Source organism: Bartonella elizabethae F9251 = ATCC 49927, from assembly GCF_000518165.1.
Classification (GTDB): Bacteria; Pseudomonadota; Alphaproteobacteria; order Rhizobiales; family Rhizobiaceae; genus Bartonella; species Bartonella elizabethae.
The window spans coordinates 38,615-57,459 of record NZ_JADB01000004.1 but is presented as its reverse complement, the minus strand read 5'-3'; the positions used below and the strand labels follow the sequence as shown (position 1 = coordinate 57,459).

The window sequence follows — 18,845 nt, the reverse complement described above, 5'->3', positions numbered from 1 at the left end:
CAACAAACACTTTAAAAACTAAATTACACAAAAAAAGATTCTGGAGTCTTAACGCAAAAATATTTTTTATAAATAATGCTTCTTTTTATTGTAATTGCATCACCAAAGAGATAAATGCTTCTCCCCGCACCTCATAATTTTTAAATTGGTCATAACTTGCACAAGCAGGTGACAAAAGAACCACCACCTCCTTTGCCTTGCAATGCATTGCGTCAATGGTGGCTTCACGCACAGCATTTTCTAAAGTTAAGCTCATAGAAAAGGGAAGAGAAGAACCAATCATGCGCGCAAATTCTTCCGCTGCACTCCCAATCAAATAGGCTTTACGAATTTTAGGAAAAAATTCTCTAAGAGACTCAATTCCCCCCTTTTTTGCCTGCCCCCCAACAATCCAAAAAATATCATTAAAGGCGCGAAGTGCCGGCGCTGTTGCATCTGCATTCGTCGCCTTGCTATCATTGATAAATAAAACCGCCCCCATTTTACGAACTTGCTGCATACGATGAGGCAGTCCTTTATAGCTTGCTAAATGCTTGCTTATAGAGGGATCGGTTATTTTTAAAGCTTGCAACGTTGCCAAGGCCATAAGAGCATTTTGTGCATTATGACCTCCGCGCAAAGCAGACATAGAAGCAAGATCTGCAAGCATATGTCGCTGTCCTTGACGGACAGAAAAGAGCTTGCTCCCCTCTGCATAAAAACCATTTTCAACAAAATGATCCTTGGAAATGGCCTTAATTGGATGCCCTTCGTGAAGCAATTGTTGATACAACATCTCACAAGCTGCATCATCAACGGAAATGAAAGCCTGAGAAGCCTGAGCAACTAGATGTCTTTTGGTTTGCACATAATGCGCAAAACTCCCATGACGATCAATATGATCAGGTGTCAAATTTAATAAAAGCCCAATGGTTGGCTGAAGAGAGGGCGTAAGATCAATTTGAAACGATGAACATTCAATGACATAGATACGTTGTTTAACAAAGGGCTTAAGCGTTAATATCGCCTGTCCAATATTTCCCCCCATTTGCACATCATAACCCATTTTTTCCAACAAATGCGCAAGCAAAGCCGTTGTTGTCGACTTTCCATTCGTCCCCGTAATCGCAATGAAAGGAACATCCTCATCACAAAAATCATAACGCTGTAAAAAATGATGGCGCGCACGAACAAATAATTCAATATCGCCAATAATTTCTATATTTGCTTGACGAGCTTTTTCAACAACCCAATGGGGTTTAGGATAATTTAAAGGAACGCCAGGTGCGAGAATCAATGCCACAAATTCTGACCAATCTTCACCGTGAAGATCTCTTGTTGGAATATTTTGCTGAAAAGCTTCTTGCACGCTCGCAGGATGATCATCCCATGCTACCACTTCTGCACCGCCACGCATCAACGCTTGTGCCGTTGCTAATCCAGACTTCCCTAATCCAAAGAGAGCAACTTTTTTCGCCTTATAACACGCAACAGAAATCAAAATCTCACCGCAATTTAAGTGTTGAAAGACCAATGAGAGCAAGAACAATTGAAATAATCCAGAAGCGTATCACCACTTGGCTTTCAGTCCAGCCTTTTTTCTCAAAATGATGATGGATTGGTGCCATAAGAAACACACGTTTTCTTGTCAATTTGAAATAACCAACCTGAATAACAACTGAAAAAGCTTCCACAACAAACAGCCCACCAATAAGAGCCAAAACAATTTCATGCTTCGTAGCAACCGCAACAGTCCCCAGTAGACCTCCAAGAGCCAATGAGCCAGTATCTCCCATAAAAATAGCAGCAGGTGGTGCATTAAACCATAAAAATCCAAGCCCTGCCCCTACAACAGCACCCAATAAAACGGCCAGTTCACCTGTTCCCGATACATAGTGTATTTGGAGATAATCAGCAAAATTCATATTACCACAAAGATAAGCAATCAGAGCAAAAGATAAAGCCGCAACCATCACAGGAACAATCGCAAGACCGTCAAGACCATCCGTCAAATTAACGGCATTGCCCGTGGCGACAATAACAAAAGCAGAAAAAGGAATGAAAAACCAACCTAAATCAATAAGATAATCTTTCAAAAAAGGCAAAGCGAATCCAGTTGAGCCAATTTGTAAGATGATAAAAGCAGCAATTGCTGCAACAACAAACTCCAAGCTTAGGCGTGCTTTCCCAGAAAATCCTTTGTCTGTTTGTTTTGTAACCTTAAGATAATCATCATAAAATCCAATGGCTCCAAAAGAAAGCATAACCAAGAGCGACACCCAAAAATAAATATTCGATAAATTACACCACAAAAATGCCGATACAACAATGCCGGTTAAAATCATCAATCCACCCATTGTAGGTGTTCCAGCCTTTTTAAAATGTGTTTGAGGACCATCGGCACGAATTGGTTGCCCTTTGCCCTGCCGCAACTTAAGAGAAGCAATGATGCTAGGTCCAAACAAAAAAACAATGAGTCCCGAAGTCAGCATCGCTGCTATCGTGCGAAAAGTAATGTAGCGAAAAACATTCACACCTGGAAGCCAATCACTCAACGAAGAAAAAAACAGCATCATGGGACAAAAAACCTCTTAAAACTATGAAGAAACCGCTTTATAGCGCTCAAGCAATGCCGTCACAATATTTGATGAACAAAGGCTATTGGATGATTTAATCATCAAGAGATCCCCAGGAGAAATTTCTTCCAAAAGAAGCGGTAAAATTTTCTCAATATTTTCAGCATAATAAACCTCAACATCAGCAGATAAATCACTGACTAAAGATTTCATCGCCTCACCAAATAAAAAAACGGGATTAGCACCAGAAAGACGTATTGGCTCCCTTAAATCACGATGAAGCTTTTCACTATACCCCCCTAACTCTAGCATATCCCCTAAAACAGCAATTCGCCGTCCCCCTTCCCCAACGGGTCCTGTCGCAAGAAGCTCAAGAGCCGCACGCATAGATGCGGGATTAGCATTATAGCTTTCATCAATGAGATAAAATTCACCTCCATTCGATAAAGACAACCGATAACGAACACCACGCCCTTTTTGAGAAGAAAAATGGCTCAAAGAAAGCACAATAGGGTCTAAATCAACACCAATGGCATCACAAGCAGCAAGAACAGCTAAACTATTTTGCACAATATGGCGTCCAGGAGCACCAACTTTGACCTGCCTATTCTGTCCCCCAATGCGCACCATCATAGAAGAACAATCGGTTAAAAGACGTATATCCCGCGCTTGATAATCAGCATTTTCAGCCTCACCAAAGCTTAAGATCTTTTTCACACCACATTGCTTTGCTTTTTGAACGAGATAAGAAAAAAAATTACTATCTGCATTTAAAATGGCAATGCCCTCTTCATCCAACCCTTCAAAAATTTCAGCTTTTGCCTCTGCTATTTCTTCAAGATCTTTGAAAAAACCCATATGTCCTGCACTAATATGCGTAATGAGAGCAACATGCGGACAAACCAGTTTAACCAGAGGGCGAATTTCATCTTTATGATTCATGCCAATTTCAAAGATACCATAATCACTCTCCATCGGCATCCGCGCTAAAGTAAGCGGAACCCCCCAGCAATTATTGAAAGAAGCGAGATTGGCATGAACCTCCCCAGCCGTTGCAAGGACTTGTTTTAAAGCTTCTTTTGTTGTTGTTTTTCCCACCGATCCTGTTATCGCGATAATTTTAGCTCTTGAACGTTTGCGTGCAGCTTTCCCAAGTTTTTCTAGGGCTTGCAAAACATCAGGAACAACAATCAATGGAGCCGATATCTTTTCCATATCCTTCAAACGGTGTTCTGCAACAATAAGAACGCCTGCACCTCGTGCATAAGCCTGCGCAGCAAAATCATGTCCATCAAGATGATGCCCCTTGATGCAGAAAAAAATATCGCCTTCTGCAAGAGTACGGCTATCAATGGAAACACCAGGAAAAGTTTCTGGCACGTTTCCCATTACAATACCATCAATAGCCGCAACAAGTGCTTGTTTATCCCATAAAGCTGTCATTTCCTCCGGTCCTCTAGAGCTTCTATCGCTTTCAGACGATCTGAAAAAGGATACGTTGTCTGCCCTATAATTTGGCCATCTTCATGACCTTTTCCAGCAATGATGAGTGTATCACCAGCTTTCAAAAGCCCTACCGCATAAAAAATAGCTTCACCACGATCTGCTATCTCTGTGGCTGTTGGGACCGCCTGTAAAATATCCTTGCGTATTTTTTCTGGTATTTCTGTACGCGGATTATCATCCGTTACAATAACAATATCCGCTTTATCCGCTGCAATTTTTCCCATCAAAGCTCTTTTTCCTTGATCTCGATCTCCTCCACAACCAAAAACAACAACCAAACGTCCTTGCGTAAAGGGACGAACAGAAAGCAAAACCTGCTCCAAAGCTTCTGGTTTATGCGCATAATCAATATAAACAGGCGCATTATTTTCTGTCTTTCCAACAAACTCCAACCGACCAGGAGCCCCCTGCAAAGTTTCAAGTGCAGAAAAAACCTTATCAGGAGAAAGTCCCGTTGCAAGGGCCAGCCCTGCCGCCACAAGTGCATTGGTTACCTGAAAATTTCCAGCTAAAGGCAAGTCAAATGTATAAATCTTATTTTCCACACGACATTCGATACACTGTTTTGAGCGTTGATGTTCAACGCGATTAATTGTGATAAATTGTCCCTTACGTCCAATTGTCAAGACACGGCGGCGCGCTTGTGTAACAGCATCAATAACTTTTTGTGAATAAACGTCATCAGCAAAAATCAAAGCAGGAGCAGATACAGGCAAAAGTGTATCAAACAACCTCATTTTAGCCCGCAAATAATCCTCTACGCATTTGTGATAATCCATGTGATCTCGCCCTAAATTGGTAAAGGCACCAGCCGTTAAACGGACTCCATCAAGGCGTCCTTGATCAAGCCCATGTGAAGAAGCTTCAAGAGCTGCATGGGTTACACCTTCATGAGAAATTTCACAAAGAAGACGATGCAAGACAACCGGATCAGGTGTTGTAAGAGAACCATAATCATTCCGGTGAGGTGAAACAACACCAACTGTTCCTATACTGGCAGCACACAATCCAACATGAGACCAAATTTGCCGAAGAAAAGAGACAACAGATGTTTTACCACTTGTCCCCGTTACAGCAACAACCGTTTTAGGCTGAGAACCGTAAAAACGTGCAGCGGCCAACGCAAGACTATGTCGAACATTCAAAACACGTAAAAAAGGAACAGCTAAATCCTCAAGTACAGCCTCACAATCCGTAACGATTGCGCATGCTCCCCGCTTTATCGCATCATTGATATAGTCTCTTCCATCCCCTTGTTTTCCTTGAACAGCAACAAAAACATAGCCCGGCAAAACTTGTCGAGAATCTGCACTGATTCCTGTTATTTCCATTGAAGAAAGCTTCTGATCTTCAAGACATTCTGTAAAAACTGTTCCAAACAACATAACGACGCACCTTTATATTCATTTTACCGCTGTTTAACAAAACTTGAATGGTTCTTTTTACCTAAAAAAGGCTCATATTCTTTTTTAAAATCCGGCTTTACACCAAGAAAACTGGCTGAACGACGAACAATATTTGCAAGCATTGGTCCAGCATTCATCCCTGCTGTTGCGGAATTTTTTCCCTCTTCTGGCTTAGGTTCATCAATAATTGTTAAAACAACATAAGCAGGATCATCAATCGGAAAAGCAGCCAGAAAACTATTGAAATTTTTTGTTTTAGAATATTTTCCATTTTCAACTTTCTCAGCTGTTCCGGTTTTTCCGCCCACTCGATAGCCTTCTACTTTTGCATTACGTCCAGACCCAATATCACTATTTAATTTATAAAGGTAACGCATATTTTGACTTGTTTTGGCCTTCAAAACCTGTTTTGCATGATGCAAAGTTTGTTTTTTTGTCCGTTTTAAAAATGTCGGCTCAATCAACCAACCACCATTCATTAAAGCAGCAGCCCCAACGGCTGTTTGTAAGGGTGTTGTTGCCATACCATGCCCAAAAGAAATTGTCATAGAATGAATATCCTTCCAATGATGAGGCACAATAGGATGGGCAACTTCAGGCAATTCTGTTGTAAGACGATCCAAAAGCCCAAGTTTTTGCAAAAAACTGCGATGTTTATCAATCCCTATCGCTAATGCCTCTTTAGCAGAACCAATGTTGGAAGAATAAATAAAAACCTCCCATAACGTTAAGGGACGATTTTTTCCGTGAAAATCATGAATCGTATAGCCACTACTTGCTTTTATGGGCCTTGAAGCATCAATAACACTGTTTAAATGAAAAATATCGGAATCAAGAGCCATAGCAGTCGTAAAACTTTTAATGATCGATCCCATTTCAAAGGTTCCAGCTGTCATCCGATTAAGACGATCACTTTTTAAAGCTTCAATAGGGTTTCCAGGATCAAAATCTGGGAGTGATGCCAAAGCCAAAATTTCCCCCGTGTGTATATTTAAAATAACAGCGCCTGCAGCAATCGCCTTATAACGCTTCATAGCCTGAATAAGTTCATCATGAACAATTGCCTGAAGTCGCACATCAATCGAAAGCTGAACTTGTTTTAATGATTCTTCCACGGCAAGACCAGCAGCACGCAGAGCACTCAACCCCGTATCATCAATATATTTTTCCATACCTGCAATGCCCTGATTATCCACATTGACCATGCCGAGAATATGGGAAGTTATAGGTCCATCGGGATAAAAACGACGAATTTCAGTCCGAAAACCAATTCCTGGAATACCAAGAGCCATAATTTGCGTTTTCTGCATGGGTGTTAACCCACGCTGTATCCAAGAAAAACCGGTTTTTCTTTTTAAACGCTTATAAGTTTCCTGCCAATTGAGATCAGGCAAAACTGTTGAAAGCAATTCAATTGTTTCATCCACATCAATAATACGCCGTGGCTCAGCAAAAAGTGAATAGGTTTTAATATCTGTTGCTAATAAACGACCATTACGATCAACAATATCAGGTCGTGCCGTCAATTGCAGAATGCTTGGTCCCTTTGCTTCTTCAATCTGTCCACCTTCCAGCCCGTAAGAAATAAGGCAAGCTCCCATGATGCCATATAAAATTAAAAAGCAGAACAACGAAAAAAGTAACCGTGGACGACTAGAGTACGAACGACGAACAGAAACATGATGATGATTCAACGAATCCTTTAAGCACTTTTTTTTCTTTGAGAATAAAAAGGACGATTTCATTGCTGTGCGCCTTTTTGAACAACGCGATTGACTTGAGAAGCCCGATTATTTGCCAAAATATCCTGATGATCTTCCAAGATATTTTGTTTAATTATTTCTTCAATTGGATCGTGTTCTCGTACCGGAATATCTTTAAGCTCCACGATTTGATGCGGCTGTATAACCTCTAACCCAAGTTGTTTTTGATAACGTTTCGCAAGTTTTTGCATGCGTGAAGGCCTTATCATGACAGCCCACTCAGCATGAAGCAAACTCACCGTATTTTTTGCTGCAGCAATTTCATGCTCAAGATGACGAACCTCACTCATACGTTTTTGAACATCATATTTTACTTTATAAGTAAGGCCTGCCATACAAATCATAATCATCACTAAAATCATATCAAATGTACGGAAAACTGTCATTTCTTGCCACCTTCAAAACTGGCAATTTCTGCTAAACCAAATAATTTCATATCTTCCCCAAGAGCCTCTGCGTCAGTTCTCACCCCCATACGCAATCTTGCAGAACGTGAACGAGGATTTTTCTGTAACTCCTCTTTATTGGCCGTTATTCCTCCTTTAAACAAAGGGAAAAATGTTGCTGGCGAATGCTTTATTTCAGGTAAATGGCGTGATCTCATACCTTCTCCAGAACGAGAGACAAAAAATCTTTTAACCATACGATCTTCAAGAGAATGAAAACTGACAACCCCCAAACGGCCTCCAGCTTTTAAAATGCGTTCAGCAGCAAATAAACCACGCGCTAATTCACCGATTTCATCATTAACATAGATACGAAGAGCTTGAAATACACGTGTTGCAGGATGAATGCGATCTCCTGGCTTGCGCCCTACCAACGCTTCGATAGCATAAGCTAAATCACCTGTACGCAAAAAAGGCTGAACAGCACGACGCTTTTCAATCATTCGTGCAATTCGCCCTGCATAACGCTCTTCTCCTAATATCTTAAAAATACGCGCTAAATCCTTTGCTTTTAAATGATTGACAACATCACTGGCTGTAAAACCCGTCTGAGCCATTCGCATATCTAAGGGACCATCTTTTTGAAAAGAAAAGCCTCTTTCTGCTTCGTCAAGCTGCATTGAAGAGACACCAATATCCAAAATAACCGCATCCACCTTCTCTTCAACAACACGATCGAGCTGTGAAAATTCCATATGGACCAAACGAAGCCGTGGAAAAAATTCATCAACAAGGGATTGTCCCGCAGCAATGGCATGAGGATCACGATCAAGAGCAATCACTTGTGCCCCTGCCTTTAACAAGGCGCGCGTATAACCACCAGCACCAAAGGTGCCATCAATCACTTTTGCTCCAACCAATGGCATAAGCCCAGCCAAAACTGGCTGCAACAACACTGGAATATGGCGTTCAGCTCTTTGATCCTGTTTTGTCAAAATAATCCGTCTTGAAGTTATGCTATTTCAAATCAACAGCGCCCTCATGGCAACCGATACCAGAATAACGAACCCTCAACTTTCATATACATCACCATGAAAGAAAAAAGTTAAAGATATTCCAAGACACATCCTAACGTATTATACTTAAAGAAATGTTATAGTTTTTTAAAACACTCTTTCATTCAAGTGTTCATTTAAAACGCAAACTCCATAAAAGATCATATGTCATTGAACATACAAAATATCGCGTATTATCCATAAAATATCAGTCGGCCTATAAGCCGGGTTCTGTAGTGTAAAGCTTATACTTTACATGGCAACCATTCATCTAGGACGGATGTTACCATCCGCCTCGTGCAACCTACCCGAATGACTCGCCCGGAAATCGGCTGCAAATTAAATCTTGCACGTCATTTCTATTTGGTCTTGCTCCCGGTGGGGTTTACCTTGCCACATTCATTACTGAATGCGCGGTGGGCTCTTACTCCACCCTTTCACCCTTACCTATAAAAATAGGCGGTTTGCTTTCTGTGGCACTTTCCCTAGGGTCACCCCCGCCGGGTGTTACCCGGCACCGTCTTTCCATGGAGCCCGGACTTTCCTCACCTGCCGCTTTTCAGCATTGGACAAGCGCGGCTGCCCAGCCGACTGACGTATTAACTTATAAAACATTTTCTGCTCTGTGAAAATAGCATCTGAAAATATTTTATAGCCAATCCCTTTTAAAAAACGTTATTACTTTGTTGTTATTTTAATGAAGCCAAATACATTTTCACTTTTGCGCAATATTTCGCCGAAATGGAATTCATTTTTTTTGCAGCATGTCCTGCATTATACTTAAGAATTGTACCACACGTACTTCCCCCACTGAGTTTATAGGCCCGTGCCAAATAACGCATACCATATTCAAGATTGGTCGCAGGATCGTACAAATCTTTTACAGAACCACTAAAGCCCAACCCTCGTGCCGTAGAGGGTTTTATTTGCATCAAACCTATTTCGCCCGCGGCCCCTTTTATGCTTGCCTTATAATTACTTTCAACTTTTACAACAGCATGGGCTAAATTAACGGGAACATTATGCTTCGTTGCAAGTTTCTGAATAAGAAACTCATAAGGACGTGCAGGTGTCTTAGAAGCAACAATCACTGAGCCCTCTTTTGATTCTGCAATATTTAAGGCACTATGAGTCCAGTTTATATCGAATATAAAAAATACAGCACACGCTGTATTTAACAAGTTTTTTAAAAATTGCATTTTCTTTCTCTTCACAACATTCTCAAATTCTATTCGCCAATAGTTTGCAAGCGCATTGTACAAAAAAAGAAAGCAAAAGAACGGCTTGAAAAAGGAAATACTAAGACAATTTCAAGATAAAATTCTCTATCAAAAGAAAATCTCTTTATGCACAAATTATAGATTGTCCTATATCATAAAATAAAAAAAATAAAGAGAATATATTTGATCTTATAGTATATTCAATAAAATGATATACTCTATATATCTCTATTATTTCTGCTGTATCACTCAATTTCTATAGTACAAAATAGCAATAAAGATACATAATATTTTTTACAAATGATGATTAAATTCTTTATTAAGATCAATTCTACAAAGTAATGCAGAGACAAGACAATCTTTACCAAAGATCCCCGATATTGAAAAAAATTTTACAAAAAATAAAAACCATTATTAATGCTTCCCACTCGCCAATAAATGCCCACAATACTTTTTATACCCTATAAACCATCAACCAAAGACAATCAAAAAACCTATCATTGTGCATAAAAAGCTCATAGATATATAAAATATTCACACTCTTTACGCATTCAAAATATTACAATAGCCTTTGATATTTGAGATGACTCAAAAAAGCTTTTTACTCCTTTCTAAAAAGAGCTTTTATCCACAAAAGCTCGTCGCTTTGTGTTGTGCAAAAACTGCTTTTGATTGCTTTAACAGATTGAAAAAAAGAGAATTTCGCAATATGCGAGATCCTTACTTCACATGTAAAATGATAAATGAACGTTATAAAATAATATCTTTTTTATTCCTACAACAAAGCTTAACGATTATTTTTGTCTGTTTTTTAATTCTCGAAAATGCAATCCCCTCAAAGCCTTTTGAAGGAAAATGGATCTCTCATCCTCATCCAAATATTTTTTGCCTGATCCTAGATTAACATCTTACCAGCCTTACGCCTCATCTCCAGAAACTATACAAGTAAATCAACACCTAAAATCTGCAAGAAAAAGGTAACTCAAGCCTTTTGAGAATTTTCGATCTTCCTATCAAACAAGAAATAACGGGCATATAAAATTGTGCTTAACGTGTTTTGTTACAGCAATTCATGCCTTTTCTTTTCTACAAATGAACGCTCTCAGATTATTCTCACCCTTTATGAAAATACTGCCTTGATTTGAGCTGTTTTTATTCCTTTTGTTATTTTAGCCATCGATAATGGGAATTCATCTGAAGCGTCACCGACAAACTTGCGACCACTCTTATAATGATCGCAACCCTATTTTTATTTTGATTGATTACCTTCCAAATAAGATAATTTTTCTAATTATCTTACAAATTAATTATTTCTCTCGCGCCTTGCAAAACTTTACAAAAAGCTCTGCCCCTTAAAATAAAATCCAAAAGCGCGACTTTAAAAATAAGCATTCGCAATGGCTGGACGAGACATTGCTTTTGAGAGAGCCATAGCAACAGTTTCACCAAACTTATGCGCCTTCTCACGACTCTGACCATTTCCAGCAGCAAATGAAATCGCATCGCGACGCACTTGCTCAATAAACTGTTCTTGCTGTTGAGGACTCATCTTAGAAAGATGCACAATAATATCTGGGAAAGCCATCGACCATCTCTCTAGCAACCACTCCTCTGTTACCTCAACCTGTTGAGAAGAAGAGGTGTAACTGGAAAAAAACTTTTGAACAACAACACTGCGAGATGCAAAAACGCTAATGCCCAAAATAAGAAACATAAATAAAATTAAAGCAATACGACTGGAGAAAAATCCCATTATCTCTTACCTAAAGATTACAGAATCAAACACAGATTCCCTTTATAACATTCAACGATTTTTCAATAAAGAAAAACTCTCATCATTGAAAATGAATTCGATAACACTAACCACTCAATAAACTCTTATCCCCCTAGTACGACAAACTACACAACAGTAAATGCCACGCCTTTTAAGGCTCTTGAGAACACCTTACAAAACCCTAAAAATAATTTACAAAAAAACCTGACTGAGGAAATCCTCAGTCAGGCCAGACAATCTAGGGGATCCACGCGGGGGGGGGGGAGGAGGTTCCCCGATCGTCCTCTCGCATCAACCACTAAGATAGCCGATGCAATATTCTTGCTATGGAATAAAATGCTTTAAACAACAAGAAATTCTTATCATCTCCTACGCAAAAAAACACAAAAGAATTATAAATTGTTTAAAAATGGTGAAATTTAGGCAAAAAAAATTCAAAATGACCCAATTTGAAGCAATTTTATTCCAAGAAACATCAATCAGAATCGACAGCCATTATAGTTTTTTATAATAATTTCTTTTACAGCTCTGATGATCATCATTAAAAAATAAGTAATCTGTATATATTCGCCCTATAAAAAATAGAATCAGCAGAATCACTTGCCCAGCAGCGATCACCACAAAAGAAAAACGTCGTCTTTAAGCCTTATACAATAAAAGCAGAAACACCTGCTCAAAAGAACAGATGAATTATTTCAATAAAAAACAATAAATTAAAGGGAAAAAGTCTTATCTATCTTCATGAAAATTTCTGAAAATGACACTTTAAAAATATTGTCAAATCTCTTGACTGCTAGCATCAATAAAGAATTGAAATAGCTTATGAAACAAATGAACCCTCTGAAGGTATTTATTTCGAATCATACCCTATAATCATTCCCAATAACGATAAACTACCCTACAATAGCCAACACATCCCTATATGTTATTTAGAGAAATCTGAGAATACAGTACATTAACAAAAGCGATTTATGCAAAATCGATTTGTTTATCTTGAATATCATCAACCAATAAACGCGGATCACGAGCAAGCCAAAGTGTCACCACACACGACTCACTGTTTTTACTTTGTATAGGAGTAAGACAAATCGTTTGCTCTAAAACAAATCCCGCATTTTTAAGCCATTGTTCTATTTGTGAAGCTGAAAATCCAAAATGCATAGGCGCTTGATCAGAATGTGAAGACTGAACTTCATGATAACAAAAATCTACAATCAATAAACGCCCATGAGGACGCAACACATCTGATATCTTATGAAGAGCCCCTTCAGGGTTTTCAAGAAAATGTAAAACCCAATGAAGGATGACTAAATCAAAAGTTGTATCTCCAACCGGCAAATACAAAACATCACGATCAAGCACGATTTCAATCGCATGCGTATAAAGACCAGAAAACAATTTTAAGACAGAATCTCCACCTATTCCAATATTCAGCATCGTTTGAAATGGCTTATCACCTACGATTTTAAGTAAAGCTTTTTCGACACCATGATCTGCCATATAGAATGATCGTAAGACATCCCATTGCAACGTATTTTGTAAAAAATGCTGCTTTTTTGTTTTTTGACGCTGCTTTTTGACATCCTTCAAACGTTCTAAATCATGCGCTAACAACACATCGTGCTGTGGCAAAGCCGAAAGAATACCCTTCACAATGTCTTTACCCCAAAAGTCATGACAAAGCTTAAAATAAAGACAGCCTCCCTTCTGATAACGCTCAATCAATTGTGCTTCGTACAATACACATAAATATCGTGATATACACGCTTGTGACTGATCAAGGATAAAAATAAAATCAGGGATTGTTAAATCTTCATGATGCAAAAGCCTAAGAACACGTAAATGGCTCACTTCTGTTACCACTTTCAGCAGCACAATCATTGCATCTAAACTTGCACTTTTTTTCATAATTACCCCTCTTAAACTCTCCTATAAACATTTGTTTATAGGAAAAAAAGTCAAGCATAATGCGCATATTCTCATTTATTTCATTCCCACCATTTTATCATACTATGATAAAAAATAGGCTACCGTATAAAGACGAAGAGATCTTACCCCATTGCCCACAAATAATTATAATAAATTGATTTATTATAATAAATTGATTTATAAGAATGATTCACCATTTTTACCTTAAATAAAAGGTTAAAGTATCGTAATCTTTTCTCATTTCAAATCCATTCATGGTGAATCAATTAAACTATTCTCTTGCATCCCAGAAGTAGCTGCCTATGAACAGAAAACATAGACAATGAGTGAAATGCCTCTTATAGCTATCTCAAAATAAAAATTATCCAACATTGGAAGAGAATAAATAATAAGATGGTTTCAGCTTGTAGCTTTTTACACAAAGAGGCTAATGCTCAACGACCAGAGCACAATACACTTTCCATAAAAAGATTTCTCCCTTTCATAGCAATTTCACAAGAAAGGACAGTTCTATATCATAAGTAAAATAGCTTTATTGACGTCATAGGCTCATAAAGAGCCTCTCCTCTTTCCAATGAATAAAAACTTCCACACAATACACACGACGTTATTGATGAATAACATAAACATAAAATACACGATCTCTCAATTAAAGAATTCTAACGTGTAAGAGGCTTATAATTTGCGTGCTTAGGGTTAAGAGATTCAGCCCCAAGACGGCGAACTTTATCAGCTTCATATTCAGCAAAATTACCTTCAAACCATTCCACATGACCATTACCTTCAAAGGCTAAAATATGCGTTGCTAATCGATCAAGAAACATGCGATCGTGTGATATGATCACAGCACAACCAGCGAAGTTTTCTAATGCATCTTCCAATGCACCTAACGTTTCAGTATCAAGATCATTTGTCGGTTCATCCAGAAGAAGCACATTTCCCCCCTCTTTTAAAAGCTTTGCCAAATGGACGCGATTGCGCTGCCCTCCTGATAAATTTGCCACTTTCTGCTGTTGATCGGCCCCCTTGAAATTAAAAGCCCCACAATAAGCGCGACTATTCATCTCATATTTGCCTAACTTAATAATATCATTTCCCCCAGAAATCTCCTCCCAAACAGTTTTATCGCCCGCCAAGGAATCGCGACTCTGGTCCACATAACTCATGTGCACCGTTTCACCAATACGTATTTGACCTGAATCGGGCTGTTCTTGTCCTGTCAACATTTTAAACAAGGTCGACTTTCCCATACCATTGGGCCCAATAACGCCGACAATACCCCCAGCAGGAAGTTTAAAAGAGAGAGAATCAATCAACACACGTTCGCCATAAGCTTTAGAGAGATGATCAACTTCAATGACAACCTGTCCTAATCTTTCTCCAATAGGAATGATGATTTGCGCCTCTCCAGGACGGCGCTCACGTGCTGCCTGAACCAACTCATCATAAGCTTTAATCCGCGCCTTTGACTTTGCTTGTCGCCCTTTTGGACTAGAAGCAATCCATTCTTTCTCACGTGATAAAGCACGTTGACGTGCAGCCTCTTCACGACCTTCTTGAGCCAAACGTTTGGCTTTAGCCCCCAAATAAGCAGAATAGTTTCCCTCATAAGGGATACCTTTACCGCGATCTAACTCTAAAATCCATCCCGTGACATTGTCGAGAAAATAACGATCATGGGTTATCAAAAGCACGGCGCCAGGATATTCACGCAGATGCCTTTCAAGCCAAGCTGTCGTTTCAGCATCTAAATGGTTTGTTGGTTCATCCAAAAGCAACAAATCAGGTTTTGACAAAAGCAATTTGCAAAGCGCCACACGCCGCTTTTCACCGCCCGAAAGTTTTGTCACATCCCCTTTAGCTTGTGGACAACCAAGAGCAGCCATTGCCATTTCTACCTGACTTTCTAAATCCCAAAGATTCTGACTATCAATAATATCCTGAAGCTTTGCACTTTCATCAGCCGTTTCCTCACTATAATTCATCATCAATTCGTTATAACGCTCAAGAATGGCCTGTTTATCTGCAACACCTTCCATCACATTGCCAAGCACATCTTTGCTCGCATCAAGCACAGGTTCTTGTGGTAGATAGCCACAACGTGCTCCTTCAGAAAGCCATGCTTCTCCCGTATATTCCTTATCGAGCCCAGCCATAATCCGTAAAATAGTCGATTTACCTGCACCATTTGGCCCTAAAATACCGATCTTTGCATCTGGATAAAAAGACAAATGGATATTTTCTAAAACTTTTTTATTGCCGTAAGATTTGTTGAGCCCAGCCATATGGTAGATAAATTGACGTGCCATAAATTTCTCTTTATATAAATTTCTTTTTATATTGTGTGATATTAAAGATTAGGATTTTGAAAAACTGCTTTTGCTTCTTGAAACTGCACAGTAAATAGAGCTTACATCATCTCAAAAGCTTTTCACTTTAATATTGGTACATTTTTTCTCATCTCACAAGCCCCAGTATGGTTCTAAATGCAAAAAAACATCCCCTTAAGAAGCAAAAAGCAAATCTTTTTAGCGGTCCCTGAAACATGTTATCAAACATTGCCCCTCTTTTCCATACCAGAGATAACAGTACATTTTTACCGTATTAAACCAACCTATCAGTGTAATATAAGACCAGAAAGAAAAGCAATTCTCTATGCACCTTCTTTTTTTGCTTTATGGGCTTTATATTACGCAGTAAAAAACCCTTCCCTTTTTTCATCGATTTTTTGTTACGGGAAACAATGGACTTCACCCCTTGCCTTGATGTGGCTTAAATTACGTTTACAAAACGACCGCCGCCTTATGGGATCTGACGTCCCAAGCCCAATGATCATGAAAGCTTTGCGTCAACATGTCGCAACAAATAACGACAGTGCACTTCCTATTGGGACGTGGTTACACTTCGTAAAAAACTATAAAATGAATTGTAAAAAGTTATCTATCCCCCTCTTTTGGCTTGATAATTATAAAAATAACATCAATATTCAGCAAATCATTTCAAAACTTCAAGACGAAGTATAGCTTTTTAAAAATACGATAAAAGCTCATCTTCTATAGGAATATATTTATGGAAAAAAAAGCCTTACTCGTCATTGATGTTCAAAATGACTTCTTACCCGGTGGAGCACTCGCAGTACCACAAGGTGACGCCATTTTACCCGCCGTCAATAATCTCATCAATCATTTTGACCACGTTATCTTAACCCAAGACTGGCACCCCAAAAATCATTGTAGCTTTGCTTCCTGCTATCCTGAAAAGAAGCCCTATGATACCATTAATCTTGACTATGGTCCGCAAATACTTTGGCCTGATCATTGCATACAAGGAACCCAAGGAGCAGAGTTTCATCCATCTCTCAGAGTGGAAAAGGCACAACTTATCCTTAGAAAAGGCTATAATCAAAATATGGATAGCTATTCTGCCTTTCTTGAAAATGATCAAAAAACACCAACAGGTTTACAAGTTTATCTCAAAGAACATGGTTTTACCAAGCTTGTTATGTGCGGCTTAGCAACAGACTTTTGTGTTGGATTTTCTGCTCTTCACGCCATACAATGTGGTTTTAAAGTCAGTGTTTCATTAAATGCCTGTGCTGGTATTGATGTAAATGAATCTCTAAACACGATGCTTAAAACAATGAACGAAGCTGGTGTCGAACTGTTAATGGTCTCATAAAATCTTGTATTCTCGCAATCTATTATAAGATATTGATTAATAAGAAATAAATTATTTTATGCATATTCTAAGTGAGAGACTAAAATAGAATAAAATTCTCTTATATCGAACCTATTCATAATAAATGAACTATTCTCCTACACGTTACAAATAGAATCAATATGGAAATAAAAATCATTCAAGAAAGCAACAAATGCTTCTTATGCATCGTTAAAGACAAGAGCTTTCGTCGTTCTAAAAGCGTGTAAAAAATATAATGCCGATTTGCACCTCGTATTTAAGTCAAAGCACTCAAAGAAATTTTACAGTATTCCCTTCGCGAGAAGAATCATGCCATCGATTGAACTTTAAAATAAGGACGCCAATAAAAAAGACAATGGCATTTTATTTTGCATGAAAGATCTCTCATATTAAGAATATTTGATAAACAAAAGCATGAAGTTTTAATGACTTAAGACGCAACATGTTTATCCAATTGACGACGCTTAAAACGAATCGAAGAATATAATGCCATTCCAATAATACAGACTCCCACAAGTCCTGTTAAAACTTCAGGAACCGATATAATCGTTTGCAGATACATAATCATGGCAAGAACTAAAATTGCATAAAAAGCACCATGCTCCAAATAACGATAATGCAACAATGTCCCTGATTCGACCAACATAATTGTCATAGAACGAACATAAAATGCACCGATCCCAAGACCAATTGCGATAATAAAAAGGTTGTGTGAAAAAGCAAAAGCACCAACCACACCATCAAAAGAAAAACTCGCATCAAGCACTTCTAAATAAAGGAACGCCCCTAGCCCCCCTTGCGTCACTGTCGTCAAAGTCTTCTTAGGAGCATCCAAAAGATGACCAACAGCTTCAACAGCGATAAAAGTCAAAAGCCCGTAAAGGGCTGCTAATAAAAAAGTGACTTTATCTTCCGCATCAATCCGCCCTGATACGAATAAGATCAAAATCAAAACAATTGCAATATCAATCCCCACGAGCGCCCCAAATTTTTGAGCAGGTCTCTCTATAGCATTCAACCAATGGACCTCTTTTTCAGAATCAAAAAAATATTTTAAGCCAACCATCATAAGGAAAGTTCCTCCAAAAGCGGCAATTCCCATATGCGCATCGGTTAAGACTTCGGCATATCGATGTGGTTCCCCTATTGCTAATTGAACTGCCGCAATTGGACTAATCCCAACAGCCACGACAACCACCAACAACGGAAAAACAATCCGCATCCCAAATACAGCGATCAAAATCCCCCATATAAGAAAACGGCGACGCCATAAAGGATTCATTCTACCAAGAACACGTGCATTGATAATAGAATTATCAAAAGATAAAGAAATTTCCAAAACCCCTAAAACACAGCAAATAAAAAAATATTTAAGAAAGCCAGTCATGCTTCCCGTTTCAAACCAACCAATAACCCCTCCTAAAAAGACACCAATAATCGTGAAAAAAAAAGCAAACCCAAAATAGCGTAGTAGGGCCATGATCATTCCTTAAAGTTTATTTTCTAATTCACCCACAGCACACACATAGTGCAAATCAAAAGCTTGTATTTC

The 18,845-nt window shown here is 38.7% G+C and carries 14 protein-coding genes and 1 other RNA gene; 2 read left to right on the top strand and 13 right to left on the bottom strand.

Annotated features, from left to right (window positions below):
- Positions 1 to 85: 85 nt before the first annotated feature.
- The 12 genes from murD to ettA form a co-directional block, all read right to left on the bottom strand.
- Complete coding sequence (gene murD / locus T429_RS0105350) at positions 86 to 1,480, bottom strand: UDP-N-acetylmuramoyl-L-alanine--D-glutamate ligase (protein WP_026500891.1); 1,395 nt, start codon at positions 1,478 to 1,480, stop codon at positions 86 to 88.
- Positions 1,481 to 1,484: 4 nt separating this feature from the next.
- Positions 1,485 to 2,555, bottom strand: a complete 1,071-nt coding sequence (gene mraY, locus T429_RS0105345) for a phospho-N-acetylmuramoyl-pentapeptide-transferase (RefSeq protein WP_005773192.1) — start codon at positions 2,553 to 2,555, stop codon at positions 1,485 to 1,487.
- A 21-nt stretch (positions 2,556 to 2,576) separates the two neighbouring features.
- A complete protein-coding gene (locus T429_RS0105340) occupies positions 2,577 to 3,998 on the bottom strand; it encodes a UDP-N-acetylmuramoylalanyl-D-glutamyl-2,6-diaminopimelate--D-alanyl-D-alanine ligase (protein WP_005773190.1) in 1,422 nt (473 codons plus the stop codon).
- Entirely contained in the window at positions 3,995 to 5,446 is a 1,452-nt protein-coding gene (locus tag T429_RS0105335; protein ID WP_005775195.1) for a UDP-N-acetylmuramoyl-L-alanyl-D-glutamate--2,6-diaminopimelate ligase, read from the bottom strand. The genes T429_RS0105340 and T429_RS0105335 overlap by 4 nt, the downstream gene beginning before the upstream one ends.
- 23 nt (positions 5,447 to 5,469) lie before the next feature.
- Positions 5,470 to 7,212, bottom strand: coding sequence for a peptidoglycan D,D-transpeptidase FtsI family protein (locus T429_RS0105330; protein ID WP_005775194.1), 1,743 nt, complete (start codon positions 7,210 to 7,212; stop codon positions 5,470 to 5,472).
- Positions 7,209 to 7,616 (bottom strand): cell division protein FtsL, encoded by a 408-nt coding sequence (gene ftsL, locus T429_RS0105325; RefSeq protein WP_005775192.1) that lies wholly within the window; start codon positions 7,614 to 7,616, stop codon positions 7,209 to 7,211. Before ftsL ends, T429_RS0105330 begins: the two co-directional genes overlap by 4 nt.
- The gene (gene rsmH / locus T429_RS0105320) at positions 7,613 to 8,611 is read right to left on the bottom strand and encodes a 16S rRNA (cytosine(1402)-N(4))-methyltransferase RsmH (RefSeq protein WP_005775191.1); all 999 of its coding nucleotides are present in this window, start codon (positions 8,609 to 8,611) and stop codon (positions 7,613 to 7,615) included. Before rsmH ends, ftsL begins: the two co-directional genes overlap by 4 nt.
- A gap of 264 nt (positions 8,612 to 8,875) precedes the next feature.
- Positions 8,876 to 9,266, bottom strand: an RNA gene (gene rnpB, locus T429_RS10100) — RNase P RNA component class A.
- A gap of 94 nt (positions 9,267 to 9,360) precedes the next feature.
- Entirely contained in the window at positions 9,361 to 9,870 is a 510-nt protein-coding gene (locus tag T429_RS0105310; protein ID WP_005775190.1) for a lytic transglycosylase domain-containing protein, read from the bottom strand.
- Positions 9,871 to 11,269: 1,399 nt separating this feature from the next.
- Positions 11,270 to 11,644 (bottom strand): hypothetical protein, encoded by a 375-nt coding sequence (locus T429_RS0105300; protein ID WP_005775189.1) that lies wholly within the window; start codon positions 11,642 to 11,644, stop codon positions 11,270 to 11,272.
- A 990-nt stretch (positions 11,645 to 12,634) separates the two neighbouring features.
- On the bottom strand, positions 12,635 to 13,573 hold the full coding sequence (locus tag T429_RS0105295) for a methyltransferase domain-containing protein (RefSeq protein WP_005775188.1): 939 nt from the start codon (positions 13,571 to 13,573) through the stop codon (positions 12,635 to 12,637).
- 680 nt (positions 13,574 to 14,253) lie between these two features.
- The gene (gene ettA, locus T429_RS0105290; RefSeq protein ID WP_005775187.1) at positions 14,254 to 15,903 is read right to left on the bottom strand and encodes an energy-dependent translational throttle protein EttA; all 1,650 of its coding nucleotides are present in this window, start codon (positions 15,901 to 15,903) and stop codon (positions 14,254 to 14,256) included.
- A 177-nt stretch (positions 15,904 to 16,080) separates the two neighbouring features.
- Between ettA and T429_RS0105285 the strand changes: the two genes are divergently transcribed.
- Both T429_RS0105285 and pncA read left to right on the top strand, forming a co-directional pair.
- A complete protein-coding gene (locus tag T429_RS0105285; RefSeq protein ID WP_005775186.1) occupies positions 16,081 to 16,617 on the top strand; it encodes a hypothetical protein in 537 nt (178 codons plus the stop codon).
- Positions 16,618 to 16,663: 46 nt separating this feature from the next.
- The gene (pncA, locus tag T429_RS0105280; RefSeq protein ID WP_005775185.1) at positions 16,664 to 17,272 is read left to right on the top strand and encodes a bifunctional nicotinamidase/pyrazinamidase; all 609 of its coding nucleotides are present in this window, start codon (positions 16,664 to 16,666) and stop codon (positions 17,270 to 17,272) included.
- 451 nt (positions 17,273 to 17,723) lie between these two features.
- Here the strand turns inward: pncA and T429_RS0105275 are convergent, their stop codons facing one another.
- The gene (locus tag T429_RS0105275) at positions 17,724 to 18,773 is read right to left on the bottom strand and encodes a DUF475 domain-containing protein (protein ID WP_005773178.1); all 1,050 of its coding nucleotides are present in this window, start codon (positions 18,771 to 18,773) and stop codon (positions 17,724 to 17,726) included.
- Positions 18,774 to 18,845: the final 72 nt, after the last annotated feature.